Here is a 24589-nt window from a genome sequence, read left to right on the forward strand (position 1 = left end):
TTTCATCTCATTCCTTTACGTTTAATCTCAATATGCATTTACCATTTTGGCGTTAATGTTATTACTGGAATTGGTAATTTTTACCAAAATTAATAATTTTTGGTGTACAAAATAACCATAAATCGTTAGTCTTTATCGCCATAATAATTAACCTTGTTGTTGTTCAATGACCAAAGAAGACTTTGATATTCACGCCACATTTGAGCGTATGTATAAAGCTTGTAATGTAAGCAATGATTTTCAATTAGCTCGATATCTGGATGTGACGGCGAGTACCGTGCAAAGCTGGCGCAATGCCAAACAGCCGCCGTTAAAAGCCTGCTATAAAATTTATATGCGTACTGGCAACCCTATCGAGTGGTTAATTCATGGGGAAAAGTCTGGTTTTGGACCTGTGTCAGAAGGCTCGCAACAGGCACAAAAAAACAAGGCGATTTGCGTACCTGAAGTCATGTTTGCAGAAGCATTCTACAACGAACTTATTCTTGGAATGCGCATGGATCTGCTTCGCCCTACCGACCATTCCACCCCCGAAAACCTGCAAATGCTGGCGAAATCCTTATATCGCGAACTTAACGACACACTTGTATTGCCCACTTCCAAAAAGGAAAAAAGTGAATGAAGCAAAGTTTGTTGGGAATATTAAAAAGCACGTTGCAAAAAGTGACACCCGAGCAAATACACAAAGTGCAAGGATATGACATTGACGACATTATTCTTCGCTTGCTGTTTGCTCTCGGCTCCGATTCCGAGCAAGCACTAGCTAAATGGTTGGATATGAGCGTTGACGAAATGCAACAGTGGAAAACCCAGGAAGAATTGCCCTTCGACGCCATTTTCAAGGTGGCAAAACACACCGGGGTGAGTATGGGATGGATGATCACCGGTGAGTGTGCTCGCTTTGAAGCGTCATTAGTCGACGAGAAGAACTACCACGGCGTGTTGCTTCAGTGTAATGGCCATATTCTGGTAAGCCAGTTGGGTGCCATTAGTTATATGCGCAAAGAAATCAGCAACATGGTAAGTGAAGGTAAGTTAGAACTGTTAGAAGTGTTCACGGCTGCGCATTTTGCGTGGCTAGGTAAGAGTTTTTATGAAAGCCTGTTGCATGAACTGAAAAAACACCGGCCTGATATTACAGCGGACAATTCAACAAATAACGCGACAAATAATGAAACCAATAATGCAACGGAATCAGAGTCAGAGCAGCAATCGAAAGTTGTCTCTTTTCCCACAAAGAAATAGCAGCGTTTAACCCTTACTGAGAATGCGCAAGCGTTGTTTTTTGCGGGGCAGGTCGGCGATAAACTTGCTCCAGCGATTCATTTCAATAATGCGTTGTTCCTCCGGCATTTCCTGAATTTCCAGATACCACACCACAGCACGCTCATACACCGACTGCGGCACAAAACCCGGCGAGAACTTTTTACTCACCATTTGGATCATTAAAATAATCACGCTAAAGAGGTAGGCGACGAACACGAGCTTGAATACGAATATCATAAAGATTCCTGATAAGAGCGAAAATAAGATAAATACCCAGGCCAACATTGGATATAGGGATAATGTACTGATAAAAAATAGCGTAATACTCTGATTTAACGGTAATTGCGCTAAGGTATCTAAGAGTAATTAGAATATTTTGAGTGATAAGAAGCCAATTAAATGCATACGCCTCTGTGGATATAGCAATGTTTCTCCACACATGAATTCTATAGACTACCCATACGGTTATAAAATTTATGGACACCCATAATCCTGTCCAAACAATTCTGGCAATATCGGGGTCGAGATAAGGAAGGCTGTCCCATACGGGTGAACGAACCGCATTGTTTGCAAATTCTGCTATACAAATAACCGTGGTTAGCAATGAAAGTGAGGTGGTCATTTGAAAATGCGCCACACTCACCAGGCAAATAATGATATATAAAAAAGGTAAAAAATCATCAATGGCAAAAACCGTTTCTAGAGACACTTCCAAGTTTCCATTTTAAAGATTTTACCTCTCTAATTACTTAATTGTTGCTGGAAAAGCAGTATCCAAGCAAGCAAAGCTTATCTTCGGTTTGGTTAATGGTCGTTTGAGGATCTGGTGGGAAAGCACCGCCACCGCCTCTACTAACCGTATATGCCGTTTTATCAGGCGGGAAAGCACCGTCACCGCTTTTATTAACCGTATATGTCGCTTTTTCAGGTGGGAAAACACCGCCACCGCTTTTAGCGATGGTAAAGCCTTGACTGCCAGAATTAGCCCATACACTCGACGAGGTAAAACCAAAGGTCAAAATAATGGTAAGTATAATAACCGTTCTATTCATATCTTCAACTCCTAAATGGTAATTCTAATTACGTTTTCCTTTGTGTGACGCATTTATCAATAAAGGATAAAAAGATATTACTGGTATTCAGAAGGGGAGGCTATACAAGCGAAAGATATGTCAAAAGCGCGTGGGCGCTGCTTTTGCTGTCATGGCGTACTTGATACGCCATCCAGTCTTTTCTCTTTGATTTGAACCAACTGTTGCTAACAGAACCCGAAGCGCGTTTATGCTGGCATTCCGGGTTTGTATTAAACACTTATATAAACCATATCCGGCTTTTACTTGGGGTTTAATGCGTTGCTTGGGATATCATCGGTTTAAGGAGTGTCCGATAAATTGCTACAACAGCTTCTGGCTTGATACCACAACACCGTTGTTGTCTGCATATACGTATTCGCCCGGGATCAAGTCAATTCCACCGAAATGCAAAGGTACGTTTAGGTCGCCGATGCCGCGTTTTTCGGTTTTTACTGGCACTGTGCCGAGGGCTTGAACGCCTAAATCCAGCGTATTGATGATATCTACATCACGAATACGTCCGTAAATGATGATCCCTTCCCAGCCATTTTCTACAGCCTTTTCGGCAATCATATCGCCCAACAGAGCACGACGAGCAGAGCCTCCGCCATCGACAACCATCACTTTGCCTTTGCCGGGTTGATTGGCTTGATCTTTAACTAATGAATTGTCTTCAAAACACTTGATGGTGACAATTTCACCGCAGAAGGTTTTGCGGCTGCCGTAGTTGTTTAGGTCTATCTCTAGAACTCGAACGGCATCTGGGTGGTCGTCACATAGATCCGGGGTTGAAAATGACATTAGCATTGCTCCTTGGCTGAGTTTATCCAAAGCATAACGGATCTCTGGCATTCCTTCCTATGGCTTCTGGTGAATGTTGAACATTTCAGATGCTTGTGTATTGCTGTTGCTTCGGAGGGATAGGATATACTGACCTTCGTCAGCATGACGGCGTAGGCGGAATTGGCGTTTGAGATGCTGATATTCGTCAGCATGACGACGTAGGCGGAATCGGCGTTTGAGATGCTGATATTCATCAGCATGACGACGTAGGAAAGAATACATTATTGCTTCCTGAAACCTCGTCATTCTGGCGAAGGCCGGAATCTCTTAATGTTTGTTGTGGAATTTATCTTTTACTGTCCATTGGCGATGGTATTTGATATTGAATCAACAACAAGTTGATTAATACTCTTTCCCGAGGCTGCTGCTTTCAAAACCAAACTTTCGTGTAGTTCCGGGCTTATGCGGACGTTAAATTTTCCTGAATATTGTTTTTGAGGAGAAACTCCGTCTTCTAGGCACATCTTGAGAAACATATCCAGAGACAACTTACCTTCTTTATGAAGGCCACTAATATCTGATGCGTAAAAGTCTGCGCCACCATTTAAATTAATGAATTCTCCTCTGAACATATCAATTTCAGGATCATATTGAATGACGGCATCATAACCATCAATTTTCATAACATTTATCATGGCGTTACTCCGTTTGATTCCAACCAGCGCTTAATGCTACTTACCGCACCTTTATCTGTATCCGGCGAGGGATGCGGACGATGAAACACTCGGCGTTCTCCGAATAATCTGACACCAATACGAGATCCTTCCCCTTCCGTTAATTCTGCGCCCAACTCAACGAACAGTTGTTCAATGTCTTTCCATTTCACATTTCCACTCACAGGTCGATTAAAAATGAGCTCGAGGGTTTTTTGATATTTCCTTTTCATTCATGCCATCCATATTAGTACTATAAAATAGTACCGTCAATTTAAGAGTCAATGGGGGGATTCAGATGCATTAGGCAATGGACGTACACGTCATTAGCCTTTTGTTTTGGGGATGTGATGGCGGCACAAATAAAAGTCGCGGTCGATGGGGATTGTGATTTTTGCGTCATATTCATTCCTTGAAAAAGAGAGTCCTAAAAATATAAAAGCCTTTGGCTACGGCTCAGTCGCAATGTATTGACTGGCAGATTGCCAAAAGTGCTATGAGTAAAAGTACAGAAAAAAGAGAACTTATCAAGCTGCCATTTTTAAATGGTTAACTTCAATCCTAACTGAAAACGCGATTGTCCCTGATGAAATTTCAGTTTGGAAAACCAGCTTAGTGACCATTCAGCGATGAGTTCGCTTTCCAGTTCCACGGTGAACGCGTGTCCGAAATCCACGAAGTCTTCGGTGAGTTCTGCTCGTGCGCCAAAGGCTTCATTTACATAGCTGTAGTAGGCAAATAGCTCTATTTCATGGTTATTAATTAATAGATTTCGAGAGTTGCTGAGCACCAGCTTTGAATGCTGCGTATCAAGGTTGTTGAGCAATTCTATCGCGTATTCTGTTTCGCTGTTTTCAGGGTGATAACGTATTTCACCTCGAACGAAATTGTCATCCAGCATGTGGTCTATGCCAAGCTCGTAGCTCCATTGTTCTGAGAAATCTACCGATACTTCCAGTTCAACATAATCCAGATTCTGTGGGCTTCTGATGGTGGGGGAGTCGAGATGAGCAAGTTCCCCTACAACAAATTCGAGTTTGATGTCTTTGGTGGGTGAGTAAACTTGTCTGGCTCCGGTTATCCAGCCATCTTTGGATAATCCCGTCGAGGCGACTTTGCCCTTGTAGGTAGGAATAACGCCAAACTCACTTTTGCCATATTGGCTTTCGTACCGGGCGAAAAAGCGCCTTAAGTAAATATGCTGGGTGTGCTGAGCATTAATGGTGTTGTAGCTGGACGCGAATTCCTCCCCTGTACTGACAAAACCATGCAGGCTCCATGCTGAAGTATCAAATTGATATTGCGGCTGCCAGCGTACTTTATATTGATAACGAGGATCTTTTTCGTGCCTTGCGTCAAAGCGGCTTTCCAACTCTAGTTTGGAATGAAAGCCACTCGCCCAGCCGAGCTGAGCGAATAGGAGTGGGGCTATTAAAAGCAAACGAGTTATTTTCATTTGCTCAGCATAGCCGAGGGTTAAATTAGCTGTCGATGTTTATTTTTATTCTAAATATGACAAACCGATTTAAACGTATCTTTAGGCTTCTGCGTGTGCCTTATGTTTTGTCTGATACTCTTCCAGCCAGGCTCTGAAATCTGGCGCGGGCAGTGGGCGGCTTAAATAAAAACCTTGTGCCTTGGTACAACCCATTTCAGCTAACAAGTTTAAGGATTCTTCATCTTCCACACCTTCGGCAACGGTGTTTAGGCCAAGGTTTTGAGCCAGTGAAATGAGCGTGCGAACCATGATGCGATCATCTTCATTGGAAGCCAGTTCCAATACAAAGGCTTTATCTATCTTTAACTCTTTGACCGGCATCTTCTTCAATTGAGCCATTGATGAATAACCCGTACCGAAGTCATCGATGGATAGAGCAATACCCATGCGTTGTAGCGTGTTTAAGGCTTTTAAGGCGCTTTCGGGCTCAGACATAACGGCGCTTTCAGTGACTTCCAGCGTGAGCGCATCGCTATCTGTATTGTGCTCCGACATCAATTCAGCGACATACGCTGGAAGCGTCATATCGACCAAATCTACCGCCGATATGTTGATGGCGATGCCAATTTGATGCCCGGCTTCTGCCCATTCTTGCTGCTGTTTAAAAGCTTCCTTCAATACCCAATGAGTGACGTCTCGAATCGCGCCAGTTTGTTCTGCTAACGGAATAAATTCGTCAGGTGGTATGAAGCCGTGTGTGGGATGGATCCATCTAACCAGACATTCCACGGTTGATATTCTGCCTTCTGCAATGGCTAGTTTGGGCTGGTAATAAAGCTTTAATTGTCCCTCAGCAACCGCTCCGCGCAGTTCCGACATTAAACTCAGGCGTTGCACGGAGTGTTTGTTCAAGCTGGGTTGATAGATAGCATAAGGGAAATGCTGACCTTTGCATGTGTAGAGCGCAATATCGACACATTGCATTAACTCATGGGCGGTTTTGCCATCTTTCGGGTAGCAGGCAATACCCATACTCACGTCGACATCCAGTGTAAGCTGGCTAACTAAGAAAGGACGTTGAAATAAGGCGGAAAAGTTTTCTGCAATGGTTTTGGGGTTTTGTCCATTGGTGTGATCAATAACGATACCGAATTCATCGCCACCCATGTGGGCGATAAAAACGCCTTGATAAGCTGCGTCACGTAAGCGTTTGGCAATATCTTGCAGGAGTTTGTCACCAATATCATGACCCACCGTGTCGTTGATATCTTTGAAGCGATCCAGATCCATCATCAAGACGGCGAGTTCTGAGTCAGGATTGGCCTCTATCTGCTTGCCTAAATGCTGCAAAAACTGGTTTCGGTTGGGCAACTCTGTGAGTGAGTCAAAATAAGCCAGTTTCTGAATTTCTTCTTCGCGCGATTTAATACCTTCCTGCATCTCGCTGATTGCAGCCGACAGCGTTGAGACTTCATTGGTGCTACATGAAGGAAACTGCGACACGTATTCACCTTGGCGAATTTTGTTGGCAACCGCGACCAGCTTGGTGATAGGGGAAGTGATGCCATTAGATAAAATCATCGCTGCCAGTAATGCCATAACGGCTGCGATTGCCAGAATACCAATGAGCTGCACCAGCAGACTGTTATAGGATAAATAGGCTTTTTCTTCTTTGGTTGCCAGTAAAAGGTAGGTGGGGGTCTCGTTCCATGAACCAAACTCGGAAACCGAATAGATATATTGTGTCATATCGCCTTGAAACTGGTTTAAGCCTGATTCAAGAGCAATCTGTTGTGCGGTGAGTTGTTCTCTTAATTCAGAAGAAAAGGTGCTGCCAATGATCTGGTGATTCGCACCCAGTACCAGTAGCGTGATTTCCATATCTGTTAGCTCGACTAATTCGGGTGTAATGAGTTTACGTGCGTCAATACCCATGATTAACCAGGCGTTGATATTACGTGACGATTCGACAAATTTAACCGGAGCTGCTTTCAATAAGTAAAATTCCCCGGCAATTTTTATAATTTGGGTGGTATTGGGGGAAAGATTGCGAGGCTCAAGCTTCTGAGCAGCAATATCTTTTGTGTTTGATGTGGTCAATACAGAGCCTTGTGCATCAAGTACCCAAGCGATATCGGCATCATTGCGGCGTTGGTAATTCTGCAAGGCCACCAGCAAGCTCATGGGGTCGCTCTCGCCAGTGACAATGAGTTGCTTAAAGCTGAAGTCCTTACTGACGGTATTCAACGCTTCTTGCAGTGCGTTGCCCCGGTTGGTGATCTTGTCTTTGACAACGTTCGTTGAAGTTCGGGCATGATCTTGCAACTGCCCGGTGGAGTGTTTGTAGGTGGCAGATTGAACCGTATACAGGGTAACAATGACGATAACGCCCAACATCAACAGGAAGTTGAGCAGCATCCTGACTTTGAGTGAATTAAGTAGACCTTTCTTATTCATAAGCTGAAAACTCGTCTTGTTCTTCTTCATAGTAAGCCGTGTCTTCGGCTAATGCTTCTGATAACTGTATGTTGGCAGATTGCTTGCCCGCTAACTTGACGGTCATGGCTTTTTCTTTGTCTTGCTCTGCTACACGCGAGTGCCATACTTTAAGCTTGTATTCGCCGTCTGGCGCTTCAATGGTTGCATTACCTTTCTTGTCTGTTTGAGCAAAATAAGGATTATCTGCAACAAAGATATAACCCAACATCCAGTCATGAACATTGCAGCCTAATTCCACAATCCCGCTTTTATCAAATATTACCGATTTCGCGGTTACGCCTTTGTATAGCTGCAATTCAAATACCTTTGCAGGAGAGAAGGAATAGACATGGTGTTTAATGGAATCTGAATTGGGAAAGGCTACCGACTGGCCTTTTTGCACTGGCAGAATGTAAGGGGAAAATTGACGGTTCACCTGATCCATAATGGCGACGTCTTTACCACTGTAAGAGGACGCTGAGCTACTGCTTTCCAGGTAGACTACCGCATTGGCTAAAGGCTTGCCTTCCTTGCTTGAAAGCATGACCGTTAACGAGCCCGCATGGCATAAGAAACTGCTCATTAAAGCGGTTAATACCAGAGATATTTTCAACATTGTCAGTGCTTCCAGAAGAGTTGATTATGCAAAAGGTGTCTGATTTTGCTAAAGAATCAGTATAGTACAGTTATCCATCTCGAAACGCGAAAGTTAGCAGCGGTACAGTCAACAGATCCGATTTCTTCATTAAGTAGTACGAATTGCAGTGAAAAAAGTTTCACTGGGGTGTGAATAAATCTATTTTTACGTGTTTAGTAGGGTCATGAGGGGTCAGTTAACCGTTCGGGCTGATTTCTTTTGGTTACTTTTCTTGTTCAGCAGACTATTTATTAATTTGGGAAAAGTAACTGGCGCGTCCAAAGGACGTGTCATACAAGGAACTAAAAGAAATAACGGCAGTGTAATCGAAATAGGAATTGTCACAGGTGCAACGTTAAAGGATGTTTCTTATCCCGAATTCAGGTTACTTATATATCGAGTGAGGCTGGAGCCCGCTTCCATGTATAAATAGTGATTATATTAACGTTTTGTTAATCCACCTTAAATTGTTTAACCAGCCCGTCCAATTCATCAATCAGCGCATAGACCTTTTCAGCGCTGGCTTCTGCATTTTTGGCGCTATTCATGGATTCATCGGCGATGGACGAAATGCGAGTAATGTTTTTGTTAATCTCTTCCGTGACCACTGCTTGTTCTTCGGCGGCGGTGGCGATTTGGGTGTTCATATCACTGATCACGCTAATGGATTGTGTGATGTCTCCTAACGAGTCGTTGACTTTGGTGGCGTGCGACACGCCTTGTTCTGCTTGGGATTTCCCGCCCGCAATGGCTTTCACTGCGCTTTCCGCTTTGTTTTGCAGGTTAATAATGACGTTCTGAATTTCGCTGGTGGATTCCTTGGTTCGATTTGCCAACGTTCTGACTTCGTCGGCAACTACCGCAAAGCCTCTGCCTTGTTCTCCCGCTCGGGCGGCTTCTATTGCGGCGTTTAGTGCGAGCAGGTTGGTTTGTTCAGTAATGCCTTTAATCACATCCAAAATACCTGCAACGCTTTTACTTTCTTCCTGCAATTGGTCGATAACGACAAAGGCACTGCTGACGCTGTCTGCAAGTGAACCAATGGCGGTCATATTGTCATCGACGACCGACTTGGTCTGCTGTGCCTGTTCATCGGCTTTTAATGCCGATTCTGCGGTATGGCTGGCATTGCGAGAGACTTCATGAACTGTGGACGACATTTCGTTCACGGCAATGGCTACCTGATTGGTTTCAATTTGTTGTTGGCGAAGGCCAGCATTAGCCGTTTCAATTGCCTGGCTCATGGTTTTAACGGAATGAAGCAATTCCTGACTGGTTGAGTTCATCTGCTTGACCATGGTTTGAATGCGGGCGCAGAATTTGTTGAATTCTCTGGCGACGTCCGATATTTCGTCGGCTCCTCGTTCATCCAGTCGTTGAGTCAGGTCGCCTTCGCCTTCTGCGATATTGGCCATGGCTTCTTGCGTCATGATCAAGCGGGCTTGAATGGATTTTGCCAGCATTCCAGACAGCAGGAGCAGAAAGATAACACCGGGGATGAGTCGACCCATTTTAGACAACATCATGGAATAAAAAGCTTCGTCGATATCGTCAATGTAGACACCTGAGCCTACAATCCAGTTCCATTCCGGGAAGCCTTTTACATAGGTGATTTTGGGAACGGGAACATCAGAGCCGCCATGAGGCCAACTGTATTCTACAAATCCTTCCCCGTCTTTTTGGACGTTGTTGACCATTTCCAGCACGAATAGCTTGCCATTCTTGTCTTTTAAATCGGCAACGTCTTTGCCATTCATGGCGGGAACAAAGGGGTGCATGATCATGACGGAGCCCGTTTGTACGAAGAAGTATTCTTTTCCTTCAAAACGGAGATCTTTAACCGTGGCTATGGCGTTCTTCTGGGCACTTTCTGTGTTTAGCTCGGCATTTTTAGCTTGTTGGTAGTAGTGATTAATAACGCTATGAGCGACTTCTACCGCATTGCGCAGTGCGATTTTTCGGTCGGTGAGCATTTGTTGTTTGGAGTCGAACAGTTCAATAGCTGAATTAACGATAAAGCCCGCTACTGCTATTAAAACAATAATCCATATCCGATGATTTATTTTCAGCTGTTGAAAGAAACCTCGCATTACCCCTCCTGCTTAAACGTCGAGCATAACTAATTCTGGTTGACTGCGATGCGAAAAGAAATTGAGTTGTGTACTGACTTTTTATTGCAACTCTTGAGAATCAAACAAGCATTGTTCTTTATCTAGGATAGTCTGATTTCTCTATTTTGCTTTAAATTTATACCAAAAGGTGAATGATTGAACAAATTGATATGATTAGAAATTATTGTGAAATGAGTTAAGAAAACCGGAAACTGTACACTGTAGTGGAGAATTTATTCTGTTGGCTGGAAATAACAAAATGACGCCCTGTTTTTCAGGGCGTCATTTTTTGCAGGATTTGCATTCTTTCGGCTGGTTTAAAACAGCTTGCGAACCTTAATCGTGCCTTCGATATCTTGCAAACTTTCGTGCGCGATATCGACTTGAGCGGTTTCTACATCAATAACCACATAACCGATGTTTTCATTGGTTTGTAGGTACTGAGCAGCAATGTTAATGCTGTTTTTCGCGAACAACTGGTTGATTTCATTAAGGATCCCCGGAGTATTTTTATGAATATGCAATACTCTGGAACAACCTGAATGTTCTGGAAGTGATACTTCCGGGAAGTTAACTGCTGTAACGGTTGACCCATTGTCGCTGTACTTCGCCAGCTTGCTGGCGACTTCTTTACCAATGTTTTCTTGCGCTTCCTGAGTGCTTCCACCCACGTGAGGCGTAAGGATCACGTTGTTGAATTCACGTAGCGGAGAAACAAATTCTTCATTATTGGATTTCGGTTCAACCGGGAATACATCAATCGCCGCGCCGTTCAGTTTTTTGCTGGACAGGGCTTCTGCAAGGGCATCAATATCAACAACTGTGCCTCTGGAGGCATTGATCAAAATTGCACCATGCTTCATTACCGCCAATTCAGCCGCGCCAATCATATTTTTGGTTTGCGGGGTTTCTGGTACATGCAGCGAGATAACGTCTGAGGTTTTGAGCAACTCGGTCAGGCTCTTTACCTGGGTTGCATTACCCAATACCAGTTTGTCTTCGATATCGTAAAATTTTACGTGCATACCCAGATGTTCAGCCAAAATACTGAGCTGAGTACCGATATGACCATAGCCAATAATACCCAAGGTTTTGCCACGGGCTTCGTAGGAACCGGTTGCTGTTTTCATCCAGCCGCCAGCGTGCGAGTCGGCGTTTTTCTCTGGAATACCACGTAATAACAGGATGATTTCACCCAGCACTAACTCGGCTACTGAACGAGTATTTGAAAATGGCGCGTTGAATACGGGAATGCCTCGTAACTGAGCGGCTTTTAAATCAACCTGATTGGTTCCAATACAGAAACACCCGATGCCCACCAGTTTCTTACCCGCTTCTAAAACCTTCTCAGTCAAGTGAGTACGGGATCGAATACCGATAAAATGTACATCCGGGATAATCTTTAATAGTTCTTCTTCACCAAGTGAGGTCTTGAGATACTCAATATTGCTGTAACCATTTGCTTTAAAGGTTTCCAGCGCACTTTGGTGTACACCTTCCAACAACAAGATTTTAATTTTGTCCTTGGGCAATGAAATTTTGCTCATGGGCTTACCTGCGTACTAGATTAACGATAAACGAGTTTGTTTTTAAATTTAGACGTCCAGACATCTAAATTAACATGCACTTTATCAGATACATGAAATAGTGCAATCTATCGACAACTGAATTTATGAATTTAATTCAGCCGCTGGATCTATTATCTGGATCCCTGATTCGGTTCCTATAATCGCCACGTCGGCTGCACGTTTGGCAAAAATGCCATTGGTGACAACGCCGGTGATTTGATTGATGGCGGTTTCCAGTTCGGGTGGATTCAATATTTTCAGGTTATGAACATCCAGAATCACGTTGCCATTGTCTGTGATAACGCCTTGACGGTAGACAGGATCTCCACCCAGTTTCACCAATTCTCGGGCAACATATGAGCGTGCCATTGGGATAACTTCAACAGGCAGTGGAAAGTCACCTAAAATGGGAACTTGTTTGCTGTCGTCGACAATGCAGACGAATTTTCTGGCGACGGCGGCAACGATTTTTTCTCTGGTGAGAGCGGCACCACCACCTTTAATCATGTGCATGTGCTCGGTAATTTCGTCAGCGCCATCCACATAAATATCGAAAGAACCGACACTGTTCAGGTCGAACACTTCAATTCCCAAGGCTTTTAGCCTTTCAGTGCTGGCATCAGAACTGGATACGGCACCTTCAATGTTGTTCTTTAAGTCGCCCAGTGCTTCGATGAAATAGTTAACAGTAGAACCTGTACCAACCCCGATAATACTGCCTGGTTGCACGTACTTAATCGCGGCTTGCGCGGCTGCGCGTTTCTTGTCGTCTTGAGTCATTGTGATGCCGTTGCTAAAACGATTGCGGAAAGAAAACCGGAGTATAACCGAATCGGGGAATTCCGCCTATGCATCAGTATTAAATACCCGGAATAATCTAGCCGAATAGTGCTTATGTTATCGTCATTTTGTTAAGGCCGGAGCTGTTTGACCAGAGAGGCTGATCTTCATCAGCAGGGCGATATTCGGGAGTGATGAATGGCGTAAGAATTTAAAGGCGGAAACACTATCCTTGAATTAATCGAGTTGGGGTCAGAATAGACTTAAGTGGAATGTCCCAATTCGCAATGGGAATCGCTGGGCACTCCTGACAATCATGGGCAACGCCAATAATTTCAGGTCGTTCTGATTCTGGCATTCTTGTCAGGCAGGCCAGTGTGCGATCATAGAATCCGCCACCCATGCCCATGCGGTTGCCTTTTTTATCGAAGGCAACCAGTGGCGTAAATATTGCGTCCAACTCTTCGACCGGGCAGATACGATGGCATTCCAGCACCGGCTCCATAATGTCAAAGCGGTTTGGACGCATTTCACTATCGGAGTGATATTCCACAAAAAGCAATGTGCCTTTGTTGAAAGGGTGCAGTACGGGCAAGTACACCAGGGTTTTCTGTTGCCATGCGTATTGCAAAATCTCAGAGGGACTAATTTCGCCATCATTGGGGAGGTACAGGGCAATTTTGTCGAATTTGTCTAACAAGTCATACGATTGGGCACTTTTTAACAGTTGTATAGCTGCCTGCTGCTGCTGTTCCTGACTTAACGCCTGACGTTTGGCTCTATATGCTTTTCGTAGTTGCTGACGAAGATCCTGACTCACAATGCGCCCAGAGATAATGGTGTTCATTCGACTAATAAGTTGAACAGAAAATTAAACAGGTAATGCACATCAGTATGGCGTGAGTTGATGCAAAAAATCAACACACTCAAGGTCGCCTATATTCAGCTTGGTTTAGGGGGCGAGCAAGAAGAAACCTTTGAAATGAGATAATTGACCATAAAGACAAGCGTTTTTGCTTTATGGTCAATATTAATAAAATGAAATCACTACTTTGCGTAGTAATCCATAAACATTTTTCTGATACGGGACTCATCGACTTTCATGGCAACGGATACCACAGGTTCTTGCCCCCATAGTGGGTTCTTGTTGGGGGAGTTTGCCGCTGCAAAAGATGTTTGCCCGTAACACATTGGGTCGGTTGAAACTTTGATATGCCCGTCGGTATATTCAAACAGGCTTGGATCGACAACTTGCGCAATCGCCATTGCATCGTGGAAATAGCAAATGGGTTTGTCGGCAATCTGGTAAGTTTCCGAGTAAAACTTCACGTAAAACTGTGCTATTGATTCAATTATGCCGCCCAGTTTAGGATTAACCTCTTTTAAACCAGACAGATAGCTTTGGTCGTAATCCACTGCATAGGTGACATCCAGACCAATCATGGTCAAAGGCCATCCGGCATTGAATACAATGGCTGCGGCATAAGGGTCGTTCCAGATATTGGCTTCTGCGACCGGTGACACATTACCCGGCACTAACGCTGCACCGCCCATAATGACAACGCGTTTGAGCAGTTTCGGTAGTTCTGGCTCCAGGCGTAAAGCTAACGCCAGGTTACCCAACGGGCCCACTGCAACCAGCGTGACTTCACCGGGATATTGTTTTGCCGTATCAATAATGAACTGTGCGGCTGGGCGAGGATCGGCTTCGCGACTCGACATGGGAATATCGACATTTCCGAAGCCGTTATCACCATGGACAAAGTGAGCGTATTCTGATTCTTTACCCACCCAAGGCATTGCCATGCCTTTGGCTACAGGGATATTTTTACCTGCGATGTCGCACAATGTCAGGGCATTACGGGTTGCCATGTCGACATGCACGTTACCAAAAATGGTTGTGAGTCCAAGCACCTCAATTTCTGGAGCCTGAAATGCGAAAAATATCGCCATTGCATCGTCGATACCCGGATCGGTATCAATAATAATTTTTTCCGTCATAGGCTATTGCTTCTGTTGTTTTAAAAACGCCTGAACTTCTTCTTGATCGGGGATCGATTGCGCGGCTCCGGGACGTGTTACTGCTATCGCAGAGGCGGCACAGGCGTTAATTAAAGCTTGTTCTGGATCAGTATTCTTAATGTAGGAAGACAAAAAGAAGCCAATAAAAGTGTCGCCAGCCGCTGTGGTATCGACGGCTTCCACTTCGAAAGCGGGAACTGTAATTTTGCCTGATTTAGTCAGCATTACAGCGCCTTGCTTACCGAGCGTAATGATGACTTCTGCATCAGGAAATTTCTCGGAGAAAAAGGCTTCAATATCCGGCATGGATTCTGTTCCTGCAATGCCAGCCGCTTCAATCTCGTTAACGATGAACAGATCCACCAAATGCAGCGGTAACTGCAAAACGCTTGCATTCATGGGGGCGGGGTTGAAGGCGATTTTCAGGCCGTTACGTTTGGCTTCTTCCATGCTTTCCCCAATGCAATTGGTTTCGTTTTGGGTAAGCATCCAGTCGCCTTGTTCTGTATCAGCAAAGGCTTGTCGTGTTAATTGTGGTGTAACGTCGTGGTTGGCACCGGCAAACAGTACGATGGCGTTTTCACCCGATTCGTTGACCTGAATGATGGCATGACCTGTTGGTTCTTCACTCATTTTCAGGTACTTGCAGTCGATGTTTTTGCGGATCAGGTGCTGCTTGATACTGCAATCTTCTTCGTTAACCAGCCCCACATGTTTTACTTGAGCGCCAGCGTGCGCCAAAGCAATAGACTGGTTGGCACCTTTGCCTCCCAATACTTTTATGTAGCTGGTGGAAGCCAGAGTTTCACCGGGATTAACAAAATGCGGTACTTGATATACGTGATCAATATTGATTGAACCTAAATTTATAACCGTCATGGCGTTATCAGTTTGTTAACAATGGCTGCTACTTTAATGCAATTTTTTCAATCCTACTAATCAGAATCATTGAATTTGTGGTTTTTCAGGCGATAAAATTTGCAGAAAAATATTTTAATCATTTGAAAATAAAGAAAATATTGTAATGTGAAAAAAATTAAAAATATTTGACCGATTGGTCAGGTTTTAGGTTTTTAGAGAGAAAATTGGCAACCGGCGGGGGCTTTTTTGAATCTGCTAAATTAAACGGAGAATACATGAAGAGAGAAAGGTCGTCCTTGACCTGTTTCATGTTGGAATATTGGCGAGAGGGTTATTCCGCAATATATTCCCAGGTTGGGCCAGCGTAATAGCCTTCAGGAGAGCCCGGTATCGGGTTTCTAAACATTTCCTGTGCAGCGTATTTCAGCTTGTACATAGTACCAACGGCTTGCAGCAACTTATCGGGTTCGCCATTAAACGCGGTGTTTAATTCGTCAAGCAGACGGCTGAAAATCAGGTTGAATTCCCTGTTGAGCTGCTTCAATTCAGGAATATTTTCGTATAAGGCCGCAGTTGGGTTGGGATGCATGTTGTACACATCTTGCCAGTTAATATTGATAGCCGGGCCTGTTGGGCCACTTTGCGGCGAATCACCACACACATAACGCTTGCCTTGTGCCAACTCATCGAAGCGGAAGTAGTGAGCAATTTCACGATGCTGGTTAAATAGCTCATGATCACCATCCAAAATGCCTGTGGTTTCCTCTAATGGAAACGGCTTGGTGGGATCCCAATCGCCGACGGGTTTACCTTCCCCTTGAGCAATAATGGCGTTAATCGCAAATTGTGCCGATGCCAAATCAGTAACCGGCGTAATTTCACCGCCTCCGCCGTAATAATAATTGGCAGTGACTTGCGGTGCGGTATCGGCTGGGAATAAGGCATCGCCCATTTTTTCATAGAGATGATTTAAACCGTGCTGGATCCTTTCATAGAACTTACCGATGGTTTTAACGGGTTCAGGAACCATATCTCCGGGTATCTCGATATTTTTGAAAATGCCGAGTGCTGCTTGTGAAAACGGGAGTAACTCAACATCAAACCATTTTTCCCCATTGGGTAGTTTGGTTGGGTAAGTGGGAACGAATTGCGAGCAATTCAGCTTTGGCTTGCCGCCAACCGCAATTAACACATTCGCTGCATTCGCCAAATGGAACATCTCTTCCATCACAACACTACGAATAGTGTAGTAAGCACTCGGGTTGGTCGTGTCGCTAATGGTGTATAAAGCACACAGGTATGGCGGTAACGTTGAAAACTCCAACTGTGTCGCAATATGCAAATCGTGGTGCAGTTGTTCTAATGTGTGAATACCGCCGTCGCGATGGCAGGTTTCCAGATATTCATCAAATAGTTTAAATTCTTGTAGCATGAAAAGTCCTCCGTTACCCGTTTAGTGCCTTGTAGACATTTTCCGCTGCCCAAATGGTCAGCGCTGTCATGGTGAGCGTTGGGTTGGATGTGGAGATTGTTGGCATGTTGCCGCAGCCAACCAGATATAAATTCGGGTGATCCCAGCTTCGTTGGTCTTTATTCACAACTGACGTGCGAGGGTCGTCACCCATAATGTGAGTTCCTACCAAGTGGCCCGCGCCATTGTAAGTGTAGCCTTCACCTTCAAAGGTCAGATAGCCCGGCTGAGAATCGTTGTACTCGGTGAACTGCTCAATGCCCATGCGCTGGAATATTTGATCCGAGACGCGCTTGGCTTCAGCCATCCCCGCACGAGTGTAGTCGGTAACGTTGTAATCAATGACAGGACGATAGTTACCAAGCTGATCACGATAGTTAGGGTCAATGGTCACGCGGTTGTTAACGTTGGGAAGCTGTTCAACCAAAAAGCCAAAGCGGAACATGCGTGGGAACATGCTGCCCATATGGTCACGTAGTTGCGTACCGAACATATTGCCTTCGTCAACCAGATTAGGAACCGACGCAATAGGTGCGCCTGTTGGCCAGTTCCAACCCCAGTTACCAATTTCAATACGGAAAGCGGCGTGATCTTTACGGAATTCACCGCCACGTAACGAAGGAATGCCGGAAGTTGAACCTGGGCCTCTAAAAGCACCAATATTTTCTGGCATCAAGCCCCAGGTGAGCATGGTGGGGTGATCCATCAGGTTACGACCAACCATATCGCTGGAGTTACCCACATTCGATGCTAACATCAACTTGGCGTTTTCCACGGCATGGCTTGCCAGTACGACGATATCGCCGCTCACTTCATGCAAGGTGTGATCAGGTGACTCAGTGGTTTCATAGTGTTTGTAATGCACCTTGCTGATTTTGTTGCTGCTTGGGCAAACATCCAGCTTATAGGCAACGCTTTGTGAGCGAATTTCCACCCAGCCGGATTTCTCAGCTTTCACCAGTGTTTTAAGGGCGTTGTATTTGGCTTGAACCGGGCAAATAGGCACGCAGTTTGAGTTACCTTCACAGCGTTGACCGACATCCGGGTTACCTACTGCGCCTTCCGGCTCGAATCCATTGCGTGGCATGCCGTTTCTGCCTTGAGGAGTGCTAACCACATCAATAGGGTAGACCTTGCCCCCCATTTCAACTTTCATACCTTGTAAGCCGTCGGCTAATACGTTGTCGAAATACGACTGAGGGATTTTCTCCATTGGATAGTCATAACCCTTCTCAAAAGGAATATGCACGGCCGGGTTGTCGATGTTGTGGTAGTTCTGTTCATCAGCATTACCGGAAACACCAATTACCATTTCGGCTTTTTGGTAGTAAGGCTCCAGTTCATCGTAGCTGATAGGCCAATCTAAACCGTGGCCAAACTCGGTTTTGATATGAAAATCTTCTGGCAACATGCGTAAGCAGGTGCCTAACCAGTGCAATGTTGTACCGCCCAGGGCTCTTGTATAGGTGCTGCCGAAAGGGAGTGGGCCTCTTTGCACAAAGTAGCCACTGGTAAGTGGTTGGTTGTTTTTAATCGGCGCCAGGTCTGTTACCAGCGGTTGAGGTGCATTGGGGTTTTGCGGAAAAGGAGAGTTGGGAATTTTTGCCAGAGCCGTAAAAAACGTGCTCATGTATTTGTTGTAACCCGCAAAGGTTTTCCCTGTGTCAGTCCCTGCTTCCAGAATTAATATTTTTAATTCTTTGCCATTATTGGCTGCCTGATGCTGTTCGACCAGCTTTTGCGCCATGACTCCGCCAGAAATACCACCACCGACGATGACGACGTCAAAATGTTCACAATTGCTCATGTTTCATCCTCTAAATTTTTTGTCGCGTAGGATTAGCGATGGGTACGGGGGCTGTGCGTGATGTCTTCAGGTTTAAACGACCAGGTGGCAAAACCAGGCTGTTTGGCGCCCATAGGGTGAGAATGCACGGCATCCCAAGCTAAACCCTGGATGTAGGCGTCGTCGGAAATAATAAATTCAACATCCTGATATTGGCCTGGTGTTTGGGTTGGCACAGCATATTTGCTGACCCAGTTGTCGGGCATGGGAAACCAGGTTGAACAGTACCACATCTTGATAATGTTTCTGGCGACTGGCCCTAAGGCCTCATTTGCCATAATTTCCTGTCGGACTAGTGTGTTCAGCGTGTCTGGGCAACTGCCGGGAAGTGAGGTAAAGGTGGTATTGAGGGCGGTGATAATGGATTCTGGAATGATACCGGTGAGCACATCGAAGTAGCTTTGTCCTACACCGGTTCCGATTAGTTTGACTTCGTCGTAACCGGTCAGGACTGCAGAGATTCGATAAAAATCATTAAGCTGCATAAAACAATTCCTTGGTTGTTGGGTAACAAGTTCCGGGCAGTCATCAATCGCACAATTGCTGGCGAACTCCATGATGTTCCCGTTTCGCTTGGCGAAAGTTATTAGCTGTTATTCACTGTCGAGAATGCATACCAACAGAGATAGAACAAAGATGAAAGTGGATGCACACGAATAAAAGAAGCACACGAAAAATATATGAATACTCAATGCTGTGTACATTAGTTATATCTTATGCTCATTTAAGCCAACCCAAGAAGCCTAGCAGAAAAATGCAACCTTACCATTAAGGTAAGTAAAATATTTTGGCTTTATTTTTGGCGTGATGTGTAAGGCGAATTTTCCTTTGATGTTTTTGTGAACAAATAGGGATATCCTATTTTCTATTAAATAGAATGTTATGTGCATAATTTGCTGATTTTCATTCGTTTAGGTGAGTAATAGACTTGAGGCATTCGATTATAGATTTGGCAGGTAAAAACAATGTTGCAATTAAGAGCTGCGAACGAACGAGGAAAAGCTGATTTTGGCTGGTTACAGAGTGCTCATAGTTTCTCATTTGGGCGATATTATGATCCAGAGCATATGGGGCATGGGCAACTGCTTGTTATTAACGACGACACCGTCGCGCCCGGAGCTGGCTTTGGCACACACCCGCATCAGAACATGGAAATTCTGAGCTATGTCACAAAAGGGCAAATCGCACACAAGGATTCTCAAGGCAATGAGTTTATTGTGCCGGAAGGTGAATTTCAGTTGATGTCAGCGGGTAGTGGCATTAGCCACAGTGAGTACAATGCATCGAAGCAGGAGGAATTAAAATTCCTGCAAATATGGGTGAAACCCAATGTCCAAAACACTCAGCCTGGATATCAACAGAAGCATTTCGCTCAAAACCAGGCAGAGCAGCTGATCTTTTCTCCCGATGGTGCAGAAGGCAGTTTGCAAATAAAACAACAAGCATGGCTACATCGAGTGAACCTCAACGCAGGTGAAGATTGGCAGTTCACATTAGAGCGAACACTGAACGCCTATATTCATGTCACAAAAGGCTCATTGGTATTGAATGATAAATTAAACATGCAAGCGGGCGATGGCGTGAAAATTAGCGATGAGAGCGCGCTTTCTGTGCAGCCGGAACAAGCGGTTGAGTTTTTGCTGTTTGAAGTGTGAGTTTACATTGGGTGTTGAATAAATGTGAGGGATGTCTCCCGAAAATGTCGCTGCCGGGCAAAACCCTAGAACCGTGAGTTCAGGGCGGACCTATCATCGCTACCGTAGGCTTCTCGGTACAAGCCGAGCTTGCTCAAAAGCAGTCGAATCAAGTTCCTTAGATGTTAGCATCGGCTCGGGACGTAGCCAGGCTCGCGCGCACCTCAGGAGACAAAAAACGTTAGCAAAGTAACACTACAAACTAATATAAGTTCAATATCACCTATATGGAGTGCCACTTTCTTTAATTCAAGTTTTCTAAAAACAGATAAGCTCGAATTAGGGTAAGTATAACTCAACAATTGAAACTATGCTGTTGAACTAACATTCGATTTAGCTATATTTCAAGCAAACAAACGATAGAAGAAGTCGATTAAGCCAATAAGCTAATGATTTATCTGGTTAATTCTTCGTCTTTATTGCGGTTCTGTATTGTCAGGCTTTGAGTTGGAACAATTTATCAACACATAAGGCTATAACCGGGAAAACGACTTCTATTATTGGTTGGGCAAGGCTTTGACTAAGTGTTAGGATATCCACAGTTAGTTCAAGGTTAAATTGAATTGAGATACTGAATTGAAAAATAGCGAAGTAAATTATGAAGCAGTGTCTGCGCTATTGCACAGACACAATGTACTTAGTGACGCTGCAGAAGTTCATGGCATTTTATGTGGTATGTTGTCGGGGGGAATGGATCCTGACAACACTCAATGGCAAGAAGCACTATGCGACTACATTAATGCTGGCGAACCGCTTCCTGGAGAAATTAACGAAGCTGTAGAAGCTATGTTGAGTCAATTGTTACTGCAGTTACGTAGCGAAGACTTTTCTATGGTGATGTGTTTGCCTGATGAAGAAGCGCCTATTGAAGAGCGCGGGCAAGCGGTAATTGCCTGGGTTCAAGGCTTCCTGCTTGGTTTCGGTGTGCAGAAACAGGAATTGTTGTCTTGTTCTGAAGATGTGAAAGAAGCCTTAAAAGACTTTTCCGACATCATTCAGATGGATGCGGATATGCCCGAAACCGATGAGTCGGAACAAGCTCTGTATGAAGTGATGGAGTACGTTCGAATTTCAGCATTGCTATGTTATAGCGAGTTGGGCAGCAGCGATAAGCCAAAAGGCCCCAGTCGTACATTGCACTAAGTATGAGTGCTGATTTTAGGTTAACCTGACCATTCTGATTATTCGTTTAACCACAAAAGCAAGATAATGATCCCACAATCTGAATATCTACAACGTAGACAGCGTTTAATGGCGCAGTTGCCTCAAGGCAGCGCTGTATTGGTAGCATCTGGAGTGAATCAATCCAGAGGTAATGATACTGAATTTCCCTTTTCTCAAGACAGCGATTTTTATTATCTGACAGGTTTTAATGAGCCGAATGCCTGGCTGTATATGAGTAATTTTGCCTTAAATGCAGATGGCTCAGATCCATCTTCTTCGCAAAACCATCATTCAGTCTTGTTTTGCCAGCCTAAAGATAAAGCGATGGAAATCTGGCATGGCCTTCGCCTTGGTGTCGAGCAAGCTTGCGACGCTTTGCTGGTTGATGAAGCTATGGAAATTGACGATTTGGAAGAAGCCCTTCCTGAATTGTTAAATAATCATGCTCAGGTTTATTTTCTTTTAGGCTCAAATGGTGACGATGAAGCTTTGATATTTAGTGCATTGCAAGTGCTACGCAGTGCGCCAAAACAGAGTAAAAGTGCGCCTTCCTGTATCGTTGATCTCGCCCCTGTTTTACATGAAATGCGCTTGATTAAATCGGCTGCTGAAATTCAGGTAATGCAAAAGGCGGCGGACATTTCCTGCGAAGCTCATAAACGCGCTATGTTGTATGCAAAACCCGGTGTTTATGAATATCAACTGGAAGGCGAAATTCTGCATGAATTTGTCATGTCTGGTGCTCGAACGCCGGCTTACAACACTATTGTGGGCTCTGGTGTTAACGCTTGTATTTTGCATTACACCAACAACCATTCTGCGTTAAAGGATGGTGATTTGGTCTTGATTGACGCGGGCGCTAATTATCAAGGTTACGCTGCTGATATCACACGTACTTTCCCGGCCAATGGTAAATTCACCGAGGAACAGGCGACGCTTTACAATCTGGTATTGCAGTCTCAGCTGCAAGCGATGGAAATATTGGTTCCGGGTGGCACATTCAAGCAAGCGACAGATAAAGCGGTTGAGATCATTTGCACGGGTTTGATTGAGTTAGGTATTTTGTCTGGCTCGCTGGAAGACAATGTGAAAAACATGACCTGGCGAGCGTTCTTTATGCACGGCTTGGGGCATTGGCTTGGGTTGAATGTGCATGATGTGGGTATGTACAAAATCAACGGTGAAGATCGTCCTTTGCAACCGGGAATGGTGCTAACGGTTGAACCTGGTATTTATATTGATCACGACGCCGATGTTGAAGACAAATGGAAAGGTATTGGTATTCGTATTGAAGACAATATCCTGATCACGGAACAGGGGAATGTGGTTCTGACCGCCGCTGTACCTAAAACCATTGCAGATATAGAAGCGCTGATGGCGCAACGTTAGTGTTTTAGTGATGAGCAATACGCTTAGTAGTGAAAATCAAAGCTTTGATTATGATGTCGTGATTGTCGGTGGTGGCACGGTCGGTTGTTGCATGGCGTTGGCGATTGCTCGTCTTATCAATAAAGAACAAACCCCAAAATTACGTGTCGCCATTATCGAAGCCAAAGCTTACGATTCAAATCTGCCTCACCCTGGCTTTGACGGTAGAGCTATTGCTTTGGCACGTCAGTCTTTGGATTTCCTTTCTCAGTTGGGGCTAAGCTCTCAAATTGTGGGCTCGCAAATCAACTATGTCACTGAAGCCATTCGGTATATTCATGTGTCGGATCAGGGCTTCCTTGGGCAATGTGATTTAGATGCCAAGTCATTGAAGGTTCCAGAATTAGGACGGGTTATAGAGCTTCATGAGTTTGGGCGCATTCTGCATCAGGCTTTGTCTGGTAATGCTCACGAGCAAAACTCGCTAGATTGGTATTGCCCCGATTCGGTTGCTGAAATCAAAAACCATAGTGATTACGTTCACATTGTTACAGATTCAGGAAAACAGCTTAAGGCCAAGTTATTATTAGTGACAGACGGTGGAGAATCCGGCACACGTGAATTATTGAGCGTGCCGGCCGAAGTTCATGATTATCAACAAGTTGCGTTGATCACCAACGTACAAACAGACAAGCCTCACCAGCAACAAGCCTTTGAACGTTTTACTGAAAACGGGCCTTTAGCCTTTTTACCCATGACAGATAACCGTTGTTCAGTTGTCTGGACGTTGCCTAAAGATGATTATCAAACCTTGCTCAATGTGGACGATAGCGAGTTTTGTCGCCGTCTGCAAAACGCCTTTGGTTATCGCTTGGGGGCGATTACCAAGGTTGGGGAACGTGTTGTTTATCCTCTAAGATTGGTGAAAGCTGAGAGTCTCTACCTGCATCGAACGGCCTTGTTGGGCAATGCTGCACAAACCTTACACCCTATTGCAGGTCAAGGCTTTAATCTCGGTTTGCGTGATGTTCAAGACATGGTGTTGTGCCTGCTTAAAGCAATTAAGTCTGCTCAATCGCAACAAGAAAAAGTGGATATTGGCAGCTATCAGATTCTGTCTGAATTTAGACGTTTACGACAGCAGGATGCAGATACCACCATTGGTGCCACGCATGGCTTGGTGAACCTGTTTTCCAATCGTGCGTTACCTTTGGTGATGGCGAGAAATCTTGGTTTACTGTCGATGCAGTTGGCTCCTATCGTTAAGAGCGCCTTTGCTCAAAGAGCAATGGGACGACGATAGCTTTAGCCAATTT

The 24589-nt window shown here is 44.6% G+C and carries 25 protein-coding genes and 1 other RNA gene; 6 read left to right on the top strand and 20 right to left on the bottom strand.

Features of this window, described 5'->3' with window-relative positions:
• The first annotated feature begins 166 nt into the window (after window positions 1–166).
• Entirely contained in the window at window positions 167–622 is a 456-nt protein-coding gene (locus KIH87_RS05580) for a helix-turn-helix domain-containing protein (RefSeq protein WP_232360550.1), read from the top strand.
• Complete coding sequence (locus tag KIH87_RS05585; protein WP_232360551.1) at window positions 619–1245, top strand: helix-turn-helix domain-containing protein; 627 nt, start codon at window positions 619–621, stop codon at window positions 1243–1245. Before KIH87_RS05580 ends, KIH87_RS05585 begins: the two co-directional genes overlap by 4 nt.
• A 6-nt stretch (window positions 1246–1251) precedes the next feature.
• Here KIH87_RS05585 and KIH87_RS05590 read toward each other — a convergent pair whose 3' ends face one another.
• The 19 genes from KIH87_RS05590 to KIH87_RS05680 form a co-directional block, all read right to left on the bottom strand.
• A complete protein-coding gene (locus KIH87_RS05590; RefSeq protein ID WP_232360552.1) occupies window positions 1252–1446 on the bottom strand; it encodes a hypothetical protein in 195 nt (64 codons plus the stop codon).
• Between the two features lie 13 nt (window positions 1447–1459).
• Window positions 1460–1975 carry a hypothetical protein gene (locus tag KIH87_RS05595; RefSeq protein ID WP_232360553.1) on the bottom strand — a complete coding sequence of 172 codons (516 nt, stop codon included), beginning with the start codon at window positions 1973–1975 and terminating at the stop codon, window positions 1460–1462.
• A gap of 40 nt (window positions 1976–2015) precedes the next feature.
• A complete protein-coding gene (locus KIH87_RS05600; protein WP_232360554.1) occupies window positions 2016–2318 on the bottom strand; it encodes a hypothetical protein in 303 nt (100 codons plus the stop codon).
• Between the two features lie 342 nt (window positions 2319–2660).
• Complete coding sequence (locus KIH87_RS05605; RefSeq protein ID WP_232360555.1) at window positions 2661–3140, bottom strand: putative 4-hydroxy-4-methyl-2-oxoglutarate aldolase; 480 nt, start codon at window positions 3138–3140, stop codon at window positions 2661–2663.
• Window positions 3141–3197: 57 nt separating this feature from the next.
• Window positions 3198–3404: a hypothetical protein gene (locus KIH87_RS05610; protein WP_232360556.1), complete on the bottom strand. Its 207-nt coding sequence runs from the start codon at window positions 3402–3404 to the stop codon at window positions 3198–3200.
• A 71-nt stretch (window positions 3405–3475) separates the two neighbouring features.
• On the bottom strand, window positions 3476–3805 hold the full coding sequence (locus tag KIH87_RS05615; protein ID WP_232360557.1) for a type II toxin-antitoxin system HicB family antitoxin: 330 nt from the start codon (window positions 3803–3805) through the stop codon (window positions 3476–3478).
• 8 nt (window positions 3806–3813) lie between these two features.
• Complete coding sequence (locus KIH87_RS05620) at window positions 3814–4068, bottom strand: type II toxin-antitoxin system HicA family toxin (protein WP_232360558.1); 255 nt, start codon at window positions 4066–4068, stop codon at window positions 3814–3816.
• A gap of 308 nt (window positions 4069–4376) precedes the next feature.
• The gene (locus tag KIH87_RS05625) at window positions 4377–5291 is read right to left on the bottom strand and encodes a hypothetical protein (RefSeq protein WP_232360559.1); all 915 of its coding nucleotides are present in this window, start codon (window positions 5289–5291) and stop codon (window positions 4377–4379) included.
• Between the two features lie 81 nt (window positions 5292–5372).
• Window positions 5373–7730, bottom strand: coding sequence for an EAL domain-containing protein (locus KIH87_RS05630; RefSeq protein WP_232360560.1), 2358 nt, complete (start codon window positions 7728–7730; stop codon window positions 5373–5375).
• Entirely contained in the window at window positions 7723–8367 is a 645-nt protein-coding gene (locus tag KIH87_RS05635; protein WP_232360561.1) for a methylamine utilization protein, read from the bottom strand. Before KIH87_RS05635 ends, KIH87_RS05630 begins: the two co-directional genes overlap by 8 nt.
• A gap of 473 nt (window positions 8368–8840) precedes the next feature.
• The gene (locus KIH87_RS05640) at window positions 8841–10478 is read right to left on the bottom strand and encodes a methyl-accepting chemotaxis protein (RefSeq protein WP_232360562.1); all 1638 of its coding nucleotides are present in this window, start codon (window positions 10476–10478) and stop codon (window positions 8841–8843) included.
• A 338-nt stretch (window positions 10479–10816) separates the two neighbouring features.
• Window positions 10817–12046, bottom strand: a complete 1230-nt coding sequence (gene serA / locus KIH87_RS05645; RefSeq protein ID WP_232360563.1) for a phosphoglycerate dehydrogenase — start codon at window positions 12044–12046, stop codon at window positions 10817–10819.
• Window positions 12047–12169: 123 nt separating this feature from the next.
• The gene (gene rpiA, locus KIH87_RS05650; protein WP_232360564.1) at window positions 12170–12847 is read right to left on the bottom strand and encodes a ribose-5-phosphate isomerase RpiA; all 678 of its coding nucleotides are present in this window, start codon (window positions 12845–12847) and stop codon (window positions 12170–12172) included.
• Window positions 12848–13073: 226 nt separating this feature from the next.
• Window positions 13074–13694 carry a 5-formyltetrahydrofolate cyclo-ligase gene (locus KIH87_RS05655; protein ID WP_232360565.1) on the bottom strand — a complete coding sequence of 207 codons (621 nt, stop codon included), beginning with the start codon at window positions 13692–13694 and terminating at the stop codon, window positions 13074–13076.
• A gap of 200 nt (window positions 13695–13894) precedes the next feature.
• On the bottom strand, window positions 13895–14848 hold the full coding sequence (locus KIH87_RS05660; RefSeq protein WP_232360566.1) for a nucleoside hydrolase: 954 nt from the start codon (window positions 14846–14848) through the stop codon (window positions 13895–13897).
• Window positions 14849–14851: 3 nt separating this feature from the next.
• Complete coding sequence (locus KIH87_RS05665; protein ID WP_232360567.1) at window positions 14852–15748, bottom strand: ribokinase; 897 nt, start codon at window positions 15746–15748, stop codon at window positions 14852–14854.
• Between the two features lie 313 nt (window positions 15749–16061).
• On the bottom strand, window positions 16062–17162 hold the full coding sequence (locus KIH87_RS05670) for a ferritin-like domain-containing protein (protein WP_232360568.1): 1101 nt from the start codon (window positions 17160–17162) through the stop codon (window positions 16062–16064).
• Window positions 17163–17175: 13 nt separating this feature from the next.
• Entirely contained in the window at window positions 17176–19008 is a 1833-nt protein-coding gene (locus KIH87_RS05675; protein ID WP_232360569.1) for a GMC family oxidoreductase, read from the bottom strand.
• Between the two features lie 32 nt (window positions 19009–19040).
• A complete protein-coding gene (locus tag KIH87_RS05680; RefSeq protein WP_232360570.1) occupies window positions 19041–19532 on the bottom strand; it encodes a sorbitol dehydrogenase family protein in 492 nt (163 codons plus the stop codon).
• Window positions 19533–20012: 480 nt separating this feature from the next.
• On the opposite strand from KIH87_RS05680, the gene KIH87_RS05685 reads away from it, so the two are divergent.
• On the top strand, window positions 20013–20702 hold the full coding sequence (locus KIH87_RS05685) for a pirin family protein (RefSeq protein WP_232360571.1): 690 nt from the start codon (window positions 20013–20015) through the stop codon (window positions 20700–20702).
• Window positions 20703–20733: 31 nt separating this feature from the next.
• Here the strand turns inward: KIH87_RS05685 and ssrS are convergent.
• Window positions 20734–20915, bottom strand: a non-coding RNA gene (gene ssrS / locus KIH87_RS05690) — 6S RNA.
• A gap of 402 nt (window positions 20916–21317) precedes the next feature.
• On the opposite strand from ssrS, the gene KIH87_RS05695 reads away from it, so the two are divergent.
• From KIH87_RS05695 to ubiH, 3 genes are all read left to right on the top strand, one after another.
• Window positions 21318–21884 carry a UPF0149 family protein gene (locus tag KIH87_RS05695; RefSeq protein WP_232360572.1) on the top strand — a complete coding sequence of 189 codons (567 nt, stop codon included), beginning with the start codon at window positions 21318–21320 and terminating at the stop codon, window positions 21882–21884.
• Between the two features lie 66 nt (window positions 21885–21950).
• A complete protein-coding gene (pepP, locus tag KIH87_RS05700) occupies window positions 21951–23294 on the top strand; it encodes a Xaa-Pro aminopeptidase (RefSeq protein ID WP_232360573.1) in 1344 nt (447 codons plus the stop codon).
• A gap of 10 nt (window positions 23295–23304) precedes the next feature.
• The gene (ubiH, locus tag KIH87_RS05705; protein ID WP_232360574.1) at window positions 23305–24576 is read left to right on the top strand and encodes a 2-octaprenyl-6-methoxyphenyl hydroxylase; all 1272 of its coding nucleotides are present in this window, start codon (window positions 23305–23307) and stop codon (window positions 24574–24576) included.
• Window positions 24577–24589 lie beyond the last annotated feature (13 nt).

The organism is Paraneptunicella aestuarii, assembly GCF_019900845.1.
Classification (GTDB): Bacteria; Pseudomonadota; Gammaproteobacteria; order Enterobacterales; family Alteromonadaceae; genus Paraneptunicella; species Paraneptunicella aestuarii.

What these genes read in the sequence shown, in the direction of transcription:
- pepP (WP_232360573.1), top strand. Translation starts at nt 21,951, where the DNA reads ATGATCCCACAATCTGAATATCTACAACGTAGACAGCGTTTAATGGCG.
- KIH87_RS05600 (WP_232360554.1), bottom strand. Translation starts at nt 2,318, where the DNA reads ATGAATAGAACGGTTATTATACTTACCATTATTTTGACCTTTGGTTTT.
- KIH87_RS05640 (WP_232360562.1), bottom strand. Translation starts at nt 10,478, where the DNA reads ATGCGAGGTTTCTTTCAACAGCTGAAAATAAATCATCGGATATGGATT.
- KIH87_RS05670 (WP_232360568.1), bottom strand. Translation starts at nt 17,162, where the DNA reads ATGCTACAAGAATTTAAACTATTTGATGAATATCTGGAAACCTGCCAT.
- KIH87_RS05675 (WP_232360569.1), bottom strand. Translation starts at nt 19,008, where the DNA reads ATGAGCAATTGTGAACATTTTGACGTCGTCATCGTCGGTGGTGGTATT.
- KIH87_RS05605 (WP_232360555.1), bottom strand. Translation starts at nt 3,140, where the DNA reads ATGTCATTTTCAACCCCGGATCTATGTGACGACCACCCAGATGCCGTT.
- KIH87_RS05630 (WP_232360560.1), bottom strand. Translation starts at nt 7,730, where the DNA reads ATGAATAAGAAAGGTCTACTTAATTCACTCAAAGTCAGGATGCTGCTC.
- KIH87_RS05685 (WP_232360571.1), top strand. Translation starts at nt 20,013, where the DNA reads ATGTTGCAATTAAGAGCTGCGAACGAACGAGGAAAAGCTGATTTTGGC.
- ubiH (WP_232360574.1), top strand. Translation starts at nt 23,305, where the DNA reads ATGAGCAATACGCTTAGTAGTGAAAATCAAAGCTTTGATTATGATGTC.
- KIH87_RS05610 (WP_232360556.1), bottom strand. Translation starts at nt 3,404, where the DNA reads ATGTATTCTTTCCTACGTCGTCATGCTGATGAATATCAGCATCTCAAA.
- KIH87_RS05580 (WP_232360550.1), top strand. Translation starts at nt 167, where the DNA reads ATGACCAAAGAAGACTTTGATATTCACGCCACATTTGAGCGTATGTAT.
- rpiA (WP_232360564.1), bottom strand. Translation starts at nt 12,847, where the DNA reads ATGACTCAAGACGACAAGAAACGCGCAGCCGCGCAAGCCGCGATTAAG.
- KIH87_RS05635 (WP_232360561.1), bottom strand. Translation starts at nt 8,367, where the DNA reads ATGTTGAAAATATCTCTGGTATTAACCGCTTTAATGAGCAGTTTCTTA.
- KIH87_RS05660 (WP_232360566.1), bottom strand. Translation starts at nt 14,848, where the DNA reads ATGACGGAAAAAATTATTATTGATACCGATCCGGGTATCGACGATGCA.
- serA (WP_232360563.1), bottom strand. Translation starts at nt 12,046, where the DNA reads ATGAGCAAAATTTCATTGCCCAAGGACAAAATTAAAATCTTGTTGTTG.
- KIH87_RS05615 (WP_232360557.1), bottom strand. Translation starts at nt 3,805, where the DNA reads ATGAAAATTGATGGTTATGATGCCGTCATTCAATATGATCCTGAAATT.
- KIH87_RS05655 (WP_232360565.1), bottom strand. Translation starts at nt 13,694, where the DNA reads ATGAACACCATTATCTCTGGGCGCATTGTGAGTCAGGATCTTCGTCAG.
- KIH87_RS05620 (WP_232360558.1), bottom strand. Translation starts at nt 4,068, where the DNA reads ATGAAAAGGAAATATCAAAAAACCCTCGAGCTCATTTTTAATCGACCT.
- KIH87_RS05590 (WP_232360552.1), bottom strand. Translation starts at nt 1,446, where the DNA reads ATGATCCAAATGGTGAGTAAAAAGTTCTCGCCGGGTTTTGTGCCGCAG.
- KIH87_RS05665 (WP_232360567.1), bottom strand. Translation starts at nt 15,748, where the DNA reads ATGACGGTTATAAATTTAGGTTCAATCAATATTGATCACGTATATCAA.
- KIH87_RS05680 (WP_232360570.1), bottom strand. Translation starts at nt 19,532, where the DNA reads ATGCAGCTTAATGATTTTTATCGAATCTCTGCAGTCCTGACCGGTTAC.
- KIH87_RS05625 (WP_232360559.1), bottom strand. Translation starts at nt 5,291, where the DNA reads ATGAAAATAACTCGTTTGCTTTTAATAGCCCCACTCCTATTCGCTCAG.
- KIH87_RS05585 (WP_232360551.1), top strand. Translation starts at nt 619, where the DNA reads ATGAAGCAAAGTTTGTTGGGAATATTAAAAAGCACGTTGCAAAAAGTG.